Origin of the sequence: uncultured Thiodictyon sp. (assembly GCA_903837595.1) — a bacterium.
Lineage (GTDB): Bacteria > Pseudomonadota > Gammaproteobacteria > Chromatiales > Chromatiaceae > Thiodictyon.
The window spans coordinates 1-8,823 of the sequence record CAILVI010000069.1; the positions used below are offsets into that span (position 1 = coordinate 1).

Sequence of the window (8,823 nt, forward strand, 5' to 3'; positions counted from 1 at the left end):
GCACGTTTACGTCCGCGACGCACGAGCAGCGCCTTGAACTCCTCCGCGAGACCGCAACGGGTACTGATGCAGGATTCTTTTCACGATGGTTGTCCTCATAACCTTCCCGTCGCCCGATTGCAGCCTAAGTGCCATCGGGTGGGCACGCACGGCGACTCGTGGGCACGCTCTGCGTGCCCGCCCTACGGAAACGGCCGGGCGATGGCGTCAGGGCAACCCGGCCACCCGGACGTCACCACCGCCGAGTCGCGCCTTGACCGCGCTGCCGAGTTGATAGACCGCCATCGCATAGTAGGTGCTGTGGTTATAGCGGGTGATCACATAGAAATTGTGCAACCCCAACCAATAGTCGTAGCCAGTGCCCACGTCGAACTTGAGCAGGCTCACCGTGCCTGCCCCACCCAAGGACCCGGCCGGGGTGATCCCGGCGCCCGCCAGGGTCGCGAGCGAATAGCTGGTGTCGAACCCGGCCTGGAGTGACCCGGCCGCCGGTCCGGCACTCGCCCGCACCACCACCGGCTCCCCAGTGCGCCAACCATGTCCCTTGAAATAGTTGGCAACGCTGCCGATAGCGTCGACCGGATGCCACAGGGTGCGGTGGTGGTCGCCGTTGAAGTCCACCCCATACTGGCGGATGCTCGAGGGCATGAACTGCCCGTAACCCATGGCCCCGGCGAAGGAGCCGGTCGGTTGGAAGGGGTCGATCCCCTCCTCCCGGGTCATCAACAGGAAGGCCTCCAGCTCGGTACTGAAGTAGTCCGCCCGGCGCGGGTAGGCAAATGACAGGGTGGCCAGCGCGTCGATGATGCGGGTCTTACCCATGATCCGGCCCCAGCGCGTCTCCACGCCGATGATGCCGACGATGATCTCCGGCGGCACCCCATAGGTGGCCGAGGCCCGCTGCAACTCACCGCGATACTGCTGCCAGAAGGCCACGCCCTTGTCGATGTTGTCCGCGGTGACGAACTTAGCCCGGTAGCGCAGCCAGGCCCCGGTGGGCGCGGACGGCGCGCTGCTGCGGCGCGGGCCGTGGTCCGCCTGCTTGTCCATCTGCGCGATGATCCAGGACTCGCGGTGGGCGCGCGACAGGATGTCCATCACCGCCTGCGCATCGTAGCCATGGCGCTGCTGCATCGTCTGGGCGAAGCGCAGCGCGGCCGGGTTGTCGGCGAAGGTCGCCGAACTGCTGGTCCCATACCCGCCATGGGCAGAACGTTCAGGGGCCTTGCCGCCGTCCTCGCGTGTAGGGTTGGAGCCGCAACCGACCAGCGACAGGACCAACAGGAGCGGAAGCAGTGACTGGGAGCGGGACAGGATAGCGCGCACAAAACACCACGGAGGTTGGTTAGGACGAGGCCGGGATGGTAAGCCATCCTCTGAGGAATGCAAGCCAAGAGCTGAGTTTCGAAGGACTTAGCACACTTCAGCCGCCCAGCACCAGTATCGCATCCATCTCCACCGCGGCGCCCTTGGGCAAGGCCGCCACCCCGACCGCCGCCCGCGCCGGGTAGGGCTCGGCAAAAAACTCGGCCATGACCTGATTGACCAGGGGAAAATGGGTTAGATCGGTCAGAAACACGTTGAGCTTCGCCACGTCAGCCAGGCCCCCACCCGCCGCTGCCGCCACCGCGGACAGATTGCAGAACACCTGCCGGACCTGTGCCGCCATATCGCCCTCCACTAGGGCCATGGTCTCCGGTACCAGGGGGATCTGACCTGAGAGATACACGGTATCCCCCACCCGGACCGCCTGGGAATAGGTCCCGATGGCACGGGGGGCCTGGTCGGTACTGATGATCTGTCTGGGCATCGGGTTAGTCCGCGTTGGTGTGGGCAGGAAAGACCCCGCACGCTGTACAGCCGGGGACCTGGTCCAGATGTTAAGACATCCCCCGTGGAATGCAAATCACCCGTCCAGCGGCCCGCGCCTGCCCGCAAGCCGATATACTGTCGGCCCATTCGACCGGGGAGCACCCATGTCCGCACTCTTTGAATCCAACCTCCGGGGCCTGCCGCTGATCGGCCGGGGCAAGGTCCGGGACCTCTATGCCGTCGGCACCGACCACCTGCTGGTGGTGACCACCGACCGCTTGTCCGCCTTCGACGTGGTGCTGCCGCAACCGATCCCGGGCAAGGGCGAGGTCCTGACCCGGGTGTCGAACTTTTGGTTCGCCCGCACCGCGGGGCTCATCCCCAATCAGTTGAGTGGCATCCCGCTGGAGCAGGTCGTGACCGACCCGGCGGAGCGCGCGCAACTGGGGGAGCGCGCACAGGTCGTGCGCCGGCTCAAGCCCCTGCCGGTCGAGGCCATCGTGCGCGGCTATGTGATCGGCTCGGGCTGGAAGGACTATCAGGCGAGCGGCGCCATCTGCGGCATCGCGTTGCCGGCGGGGCTGCGCCAGGCGGACCCGCTGCCTGAGCCCATCTTCACCCCCTCGACCAAGGCGGAGCTCGGCACCCACGACGAGAACGTCGACTTCGCCCACGTCATCCGCCTCTTGGGCGCCGAACTGGCGGGCGAGGTGCGGGATGCGAGCCTGCGGATCTATCGGGAGAGTGCCGCCTATGCCCTGGGCCGCGGCATTATCATCGCCGACACCAAGTTCGAGTTCGGCCTGGACGACCAGGGCCGCCTGCACCTGATCGACGAGGTGCTGACCCCCGACTCGTCGCGCTTCTGGCCCGCCGACCAATACTGCCCCGGCTTCAGCCCCCCGAGCTTCGACAAGCAGTTCGTGCGCGATTATCTGGAGACCCTGTACTGGGACAAGACCGCCCCCGGGCCGAACCTGCCGCAAGACATCATCGAACGCACCGCGGCCAAGTATCGTGAGGCGGAGGAGCGGCTGACCGGCGTCTGACGCCTGTAGGGGCGGGTTTCAAACCCGCCCCTACGCGCCCCAGCGCCGGAGCTGGGAGGATGGGCACGCTGCGCTTTGCCCATCCTACGATGCCGACCGGAGTTCCACACTCGGGGCGCATAGGCGTCAGGGAATCAGCATTGCTCAATATCCGTTCGGCTGAAATCATTGCCGACGAACAGCAAGGGCTCCCCGAGCGCCTTGGCCAGTGCGTAGACCGCACAATCACCCAGATTGAGCTGAGCCGGGTGGCCTTGGCCCTTGCCGTAGCGTTGGAACGCGAGGTCGGCAAGGCGCGCCTGCTGCGCGTCGAAGGGCATGACCACGGCGTCTATTTCTTCCAGAAAGCGCGCCAGCTTGACCAGCATGGCGGGGTGCTCGCGGGCCCGCACCACGATCTGGGCTTCCAACAGGCTGACCGCCGAGATCCGACAGATTGGCTGCGCCTCCAGCGCAACAACAATCCGCCCTCGCTCCGGCTCCTGTTTCAGCCACGCCAGTATGGCGGAGGTGTCGATCACCATACGCCGTGCTCATCATAGCCGAGGATTTCATTGGCACTGCGGGTGTCGGGCGGCATGCGCGGGGGCACGGCATCCACCTCAAGGGCCAGGGCGGCCAGGCGTTCGCGCAGCGCCGGCTTGCGGGCACCCAGGCCCCGCAGACCGGCCAGAGACAGCAGGCTTTCGCGCACCACCTCGGTGACGGATACCCCTTCCAGGCGCGCAATCTGTTCCGCCAGGCGCTCCATCTGAAGATCGTCGATCACAATGGCCATTTGTTTCTCCTGTTGCTCTTACCAATGATCGAAAGTCCGGAAGACTATATCATCGCCGCCCGGTGGGAGCGGCTTCAGCCGCGACGCGATCTCGCGTGCTGCCGTGGCCTCGTCGCGGCTGAAACCGCTCCCACGTGCGCCCTTCATCGTCCGGGGGCCGCTCCCACCGGGGGCTTGGGTTTGCCGGTCGGTGCCGCCGCTTTCTCGCCGGCCTTAAGCAGCGCCTCGATCCGTTTCATGTCGGGGTGGTCGATGCCGCGCTGGCGCAGTTTGGCGAAGTCGTCGAGGACCCCCGCCGCAAAGGTCCGCCCGTCGTTCAACGGTTCGCGCGCGTGCGCCCACATAGATGGCCTCGGCCTGATCGAACTGGCCGGAGAGCAGATAACCATGAGCCTGGTTGGTCATGATCCAGACCTGGGTTGGATCGAGCGCCAGGGCCTCTTCCGCGGCGGCGATGGCCTCTCGGTATTGGCGGTCGAGGCGCAGGGCGAACGAGCGGTTCCCGAGAGTCTGGACCAGCATTGGCCGGCTGGCGTCATCCGGTTGACGCTGGTAGATGTCATGCGCGATGGCGAGCGCCTCAGTGGTCGTAGAGAGGGCAGCCTGATTGTCGCCCACATGGTCTTCAATGAAATATAGCGCCAAGAGCGATTTTGCCAGAGCGGATTGATTGGCGGTCTTGCGCATCTGTGCCACTGAGTCGCGTTGGTATGGGAGCGCCGCCTGGGGATCGTCCTGAGCGACACAGATGGCCATCAGATGGTTGTAAACGGCGCCGAGAAAGCGTGGCGCCTCCGCGGCCTGGGTCCGGGCAAAGAGCGGCAGGGCGATGGCCAATTCCTGTTCAAACGACTCACGCGCCCCGGCGAGGTCCCCCTGGGCCTGGCGCACATTGCCGCCATTGAGGAACGCCGCCCCGCGCTTGCACTCGCTGTCCGCGAATACCCGATCGGCCGGCAGCCGCTCAAAATACTCCGCCGCCTTGTGCGACACCCCGTCGAGGAGTTGCAGCCGGCCGATGGGTTGGAGCTGGTCGCGCAGGTCGAACAGCCTGTAGTTGATCAGATCCTCCGCCTGTCCCCGCGTCAGGGTCGCCACGCGCTCGGCCCGGTACGCCCACCAGGCCGCCCCGAGCGCGATGAGGGTCAACAGCAGCGCCCCACCCTTGACGAGTCGCTCGCGCCGTTCCCGGCGGCCGGCGGCGCGATAGAAGCGCCCCTGCAGCGCGGTCAGTTCGGTGCCGTGGCGCCCGGCATAGCGGCGCAGCAGGTCCAAGTCCGGCCGGCGCCACAGGAGCCCCGCGGCCTCGCCCTGCACCTGCCAGTGCTTGGCCGCCGCCTCCAGTCGGGCGGCCAGGCGCAGGTCGTCGCGGTCGGCGGCCAGCCAGTCGCGCAGGGTGCCCCAGTGGGCGATGAGTGCATCGTGGGTGATCTCGACCTGCTCGCGGCCGTCGTCGCCCCGCCAGAAGGTGAGGAAACGGGCATCGGCGGCGGCAAAGCGGCGTAGCGTGGCGAGCAGGTCGGCCCGCGTCTCGCCCTCGGCCAGCAGGTCGTCCAGCACGGCCCGGCGGCGGGTGTCCGGGCCGCCCTCGCCCAGTTGTACCAGCCGCAGCAGGCAGCGGCGGGCCACCGCCTGAGCGGCCGGGGTGAGGGCGGCATAGACCTGCTGGGCGCGCCCGGCCAAGGCCCCGCCCACGCCGCCGCAGGCGTTCAGGGTCTGCGCGGCCGGTTGGCCGGCCTGGAGCCCGCGCCAGACCTCGGTCAGTGCATATTGCAGCAGCGGCAGGGCGCCCTCGCGGCCGGCGCTCTGCTCCTCCAGCAGCAGTTGCACCGCCGCCGCGTCCAGCGGCTGGCCGGCCAGGCGCAGCCCGGGCTCGTCCAGCACCGGGACCAGGCGCGCCTGGCGGGTGAGCAGGGTGTTGAAGGCGGGGAAACGCTGGGTCTCGCCCAGGAAGTCGCTGCGCAGGGTCAGCAGCAGATAGAGGTGGGGCGTCGGGTCGGTGACGGCGGCGAGCAGGTTGTCCAGAAAGCGGCCCTGCTCGGCGGCGTCCGGGCACAGGCTGAACAGTTCCTCGGCCTGGTCGAGCAGCAGGACCAGCGGGACCCGGTCGGGTTCCCACAGCAGGGTGGCGATGCGGCTCAAGCCCTGGCCGTCGGCGGCCAGCAGGGCGCGGAATTCCTCGGCCTTACCGGCCGGGGCCGGGTCGTCGGGCAGCCCGGAGCAGCGCAAGGTCGAGTGGCTAGAGGTCTTCCTCGTCTCCTTCTATGCGACGGAGCTGGCGAACCTCATCGCCGACAGTCACTTTGACCACGGCTACGGACGCTGGGGCGTCCTCGCCGCGCCGCTCCTGGGCGGCGGCGTCGCCATGGTGGGGCTGCGGCCCTGGCGGGTCCACCACGAGGGTCACGAGACATGGTGGTCCATCCTCGCCAGACTCAGCGTGTTCGCGGCAGCCGCCGTCGCCGTTGCCCTGTGGCTCTGGTTCGGGTTCACGGTTTATCGGCTTCAGGCCGGTCACTGACATGGAACAGTCCCGTAGGGTGGATACGGCGCGCCGCGCGGGGCCGCGGGCTGTGCACGGCGCCGAGGCGCGCCGCATCCACTGATCCGCGGCGCCGGCGATGTGGTGGATACGCTTCGCTTATCCACCCTACGGCGCGCAGCTGATCTCGACCTCATTGCTGAATTGCCCGACCTGCTGGTCTTTGTACACATAGACCGCCGTGTAGCGGCGTAGCTCGGCCTTGCCGATCTGAAGCAGCCGGCGGTTGTCCAGGAAGGGGGAGAACATGGCGCGACCCAGCAGGACCCAATCGCTATCCCCTTCGCGTTTGCAGTAGATATTGATCCCATGCGTCTTATACTTAACGAAGGTTAGTTGGACCGCTCCACCGGTCTGATCAATGGCCGTCAACTGGGGCTTGGCCGTCGCGAGATCAAAGCTGTGCTTCGGGGCCACGATCCCCAGGCCGATACCCACTGACGCGGTGTAGCCGCGGCGCGCCTTAATCTGGCGCGACAGCCGGCGGAGCACCGCCTCGGCCCGTTTCCTGCTCTGGTTCTTGCGGGTCGTGGCGGCCTTGGCTTCGGCGGCCACAGCGAAGGCCGCGGACGTGTCGGCATCAAAGTCGTCAGTCACATCCTTCAGTTCGGCGGCATCCTCCTGGGTCAATCCATGAGCCGCGAGATCGGCGCTGAGTTCGCGCAGGGCGCGATTGAGCAACGCCAACAAGTCAGCGTCCGCCGCGGGGATGAAATCGTCTTTGCGCATCTTCGGTTCACTCCTGACGGGTTCAATGATGTGACGTGGAACGCGTTCGCTGAGACAAGCGGACGGCCGCAGCTCGCCAACCTTGCTCCGGATGGCACCGCGCGATCGGTCGTCCTCGCCCCCTTGGGCATCAAGATCGCCCCCGCAAGATACGGGGATACCTGAAAGGTATCCGAGAAGACCCCCAGATGAACCGGGAAGCACTCGATGTCACTAGGGGATACCCTCGCAACGTTCTAAGGTAACCCCGGCGCATTTGAGAATATCCCCGGAGACGCCTGGCATCTCCCCAGAGAGGTCGGGGATGCGCTCAGAGCCTCCGGGAACGCCCCCGACCTGAACGATGATTCTATACCGTTTCAAGGCGCTGTTTCTAGAGTCACTTTCGATATTCGAAAAATTGTTCAGAGAACGCCCCCGAAGTACTCGGGGACGCCCCCAATGGCATCGAGGAAAGCCCCTGCAGCTATGGGAATCTCCCCTTCGTTTTCGGGGTTAACCCGGCAATCTTGATCCACACCGCTGGTGGAATCGGGGAGACCCCCAGTCGCTTCCGGCATACCCCCTGAGCCTTGAGACACTCCCCCGGATCTCCCATCGATCCCGTCGGAGACGCGGGGGGCGCGCCGGCGCCCGGAATAGGCGTATGCCGGGGGCATTTCCGGACCACGGACTGTCTCGTCCGCGCCCTGGGAACGTTGGAAGGCGCCAGCCAGGGACTGGAGTCCAAGGCTTCAGCCTTGGATGGACAGGACCAAGGCTGAAGACATGATGTTCTGACCTGCCCGTCCTCAACCTTGCGTGGATTATGTTGGGGACGGACACATTTAGCACCCATCGACACAGAGCCACATTGAGGGGGCAGGTCATGACAGAGTTTACCGCAGCGGAACATCGGGTGGAGACGGCCTCGGCGTTGGCGGCCGTGATGCGGAGTGGTCAACCGGAGCGGCATGCGGCCTACGTGGGCTTGGACGTACACAAGGACACGATCGCCGTGGCGGTCGCCGAGCCGGGGCGCGGGGACCCGGTCTATCACAGCGAGATCGCCAACACGCCGAAGAAGGTCGCGAAGCTGCTGGCGAAGCTGGGCGAGGCATATGGCGGGCAGATGCTGCTGTTTTGCTACGAAGCGGGTCCGTGCGGTTACGTGCTCTATCGCCAGCTCATCGCCAGCGGCCACGACTGCCAAGTGGTGGCACCGTCGAAGATTCCACGCGCGCCGGGTGAGCGCATCAAGACCGACCGGCGCGATGCGTTGAAGTTGGCGCGGCTACTGCGTAACGGCGATCTCACGGCGGTATGGGTCCCCGAGCAGGAGCGGATGCGCGATTGCGATCTCAGCCGGGCGCGCGATGACCTGAAAGGGCAAGAGCGCCAGGCCCGCCAGCCGCTCAACGCCTTCCTGCTGCGTCACGGGTATCACTGGACGGGCGGCAAGACGCGCTGGACGGCGGCGCACGAGAATTGGCTGGCGGAACTGACGTGGACGACCCCTGGCAGCAGATCATCTTGCAGAACTATATGACCGGCGGTGCTTGAGACAATCCCCCAGCGGGCATCGCAAGCGCCAATCCCTGCCTGAAGATAAAGGCCAGCTCCGCGATGCAGTGATGTCAGGTGGTACCCAACCCACGCCTATCAGCATGATCCATTCACCCTTTGCCCACACTGCGCCGCGCGGGCCACGTCGCTGGCTGAGAACGCCTGCGGCGCAACAACAGCAAATCTTGAATGATTGGCGACCGGCCGGCTGCCGGCCGGCCCTGCGGTCACCCAAGAAGGGGGAGGAGCGAGACGAGATTCCACAGGGCGGAACCGGGCTAGCTAAAATTCGCTGTTTGAACCTACGGTTGCCCTCGACTCTGGACAATGCTCGGCGGCCTGGGTATAAAGCGCTTCGGTCCCCCGCC

8 protein-coding genes and 1 pseudogene are annotated in these 8,823 nt (G+C 66.2%); 3 read left to right on the forward strand and 6 right to left on the reverse strand.

What is annotated here, in order from left to right; genetic code table 11:
• Window positions 1-207: 207 nt before the first annotated feature.
• Window positions 208-1,326 (reverse strand): lytic murein transglycosylase B, encoded by a 1,119-nt coding sequence (mltB, locus tag QZY44_RS03800; protein WP_295442466.1) that lies wholly within the window; start codon window positions 1,324-1,326, stop codon window positions 208-210.
• Between the two features lie 97 nt (window positions 1,327-1,423).
• Window positions 1,424-1,810 (reverse strand): Rid family detoxifying hydrolase, encoded by a 387-nt coding sequence (locus QZY44_RS03805; protein WP_295442469.1) that lies wholly within the window; start codon window positions 1,808-1,810, stop codon window positions 1,424-1,426.
• A gap of 166 nt (window positions 1,811-1,976) precedes the next feature.
• Between QZY44_RS03805 and QZY44_RS03810 the strand changes: the two genes are divergently transcribed.
• Window positions 1,977-2,861 (forward strand): phosphoribosylaminoimidazolesuccinocarboxamide synthase, encoded by an 885-nt coding sequence (locus QZY44_RS03810; RefSeq protein WP_295442473.1) that lies wholly within the window; start codon window positions 1,977-1,979, stop codon window positions 2,859-2,861.
• A gap of 134 nt (window positions 2,862-2,995) precedes the next feature.
• On the opposite strand, the gene QZY44_RS03815 is transcribed toward QZY44_RS03810, so the two are convergent.
• The 3 genes from QZY44_RS03815 to QZY44_RS03825 all read right to left on the reverse strand — a co-directional run bounded on the left by QZY44_RS03815 (window position 2,996) and on the right by QZY44_RS03825 (window position 5,781).
• Entirely contained in the window at window positions 2,996-3,385 is a 390-nt protein-coding gene (locus QZY44_RS03815; RefSeq protein ID WP_295442475.1) for a type II toxin-antitoxin system VapC family toxin, read from the reverse strand.
• Entirely contained in the window at window positions 3,379-3,639 is a 261-nt protein-coding gene (locus tag QZY44_RS03820) for a type II toxin-antitoxin system VapB family antitoxin (protein WP_295442478.1), read from the reverse strand. The genes QZY44_RS03815 and QZY44_RS03820 overlap by 7 nt, the downstream gene beginning before the upstream one ends.
• Window positions 3,640-3,852: 213 nt before the next feature.
• On the reverse strand, window positions 3,853-5,781 hold the full coding sequence (locus tag QZY44_RS03825) for a hypothetical protein (RefSeq protein ID WP_295442480.1): 1,929 nt from the start codon (window positions 5,779-5,781) through the stop codon (window positions 3,853-3,855).
• Here QZY44_RS03825 and QZY44_RS03830 point away from each other — a divergent pair.
• Window positions 5,765-6,160: a hypothetical protein gene (locus QZY44_RS03830; RefSeq protein ID WP_295442483.1), complete on the forward strand. Its 396-nt coding sequence runs from the start codon at window positions 5,765-5,767 to the stop codon at window positions 6,158-6,160. The two genes, QZY44_RS03825 and QZY44_RS03830, sit on opposite strands and share 17 nt — an antisense overlap.
• A 129-nt stretch (window positions 6,161-6,289) precedes the next feature.
• Here the strand turns inward: QZY44_RS03830 and QZY44_RS03835 are convergent, their stop codons facing one another.
• Window positions 6,290-6,910, reverse strand: coding sequence for a hypothetical protein (locus QZY44_RS03835; RefSeq protein ID WP_295442486.1), 621 nt, complete (start codon window positions 6,908-6,910; stop codon window positions 6,290-6,292).
• A gap of 928 nt (window positions 6,911-7,838) precedes the next feature.
• Between QZY44_RS03835 and QZY44_RS03840 the strand changes: the two are divergent.
• Window positions 7,839-8,408 (forward strand): annotated as a pseudogene (locus tag QZY44_RS03840) (transposase); the annotation flags it as partial.
• Window positions 8,409-8,823: the final 415 nt, after the last annotated feature.

What these genes read in the sequence shown, in the direction of transcription:
- QZY44_RS03835 (WP_295442486.1), bottom strand. Translation starts at nt 6,910, where the DNA reads ATGCGCAAAGACGATTTCATCCCCGCGGCGGACGCTGACTTGTTGGCG.
- QZY44_RS03810 (WP_295442473.1), top strand. Translation starts at nt 1,977, where the DNA reads ATGTCCGCACTCTTTGAATCCAACCTCCGGGGCCTGCCGCTGATCGGC.
- QZY44_RS03820 (WP_295442478.1), bottom strand. Translation starts at nt 3,639, where the DNA reads ATGGCCATTGTGATCGACGATCTTCAGATGGAGCGCCTGGCGGAACAG.
- QZY44_RS03805 (WP_295442469.1), bottom strand. Translation starts at nt 1,810, where the DNA reads ATGCCCAGACAGATCATCAGTACCGACCAGGCCCCCCGTGCCATCGGG.
- QZY44_RS03815 (WP_295442475.1), bottom strand. Translation starts at nt 3,385, where the DNA reads ATGGTGATCGACACCTCCGCCATACTGGCGTGGCTGAAACAGGAGCCG.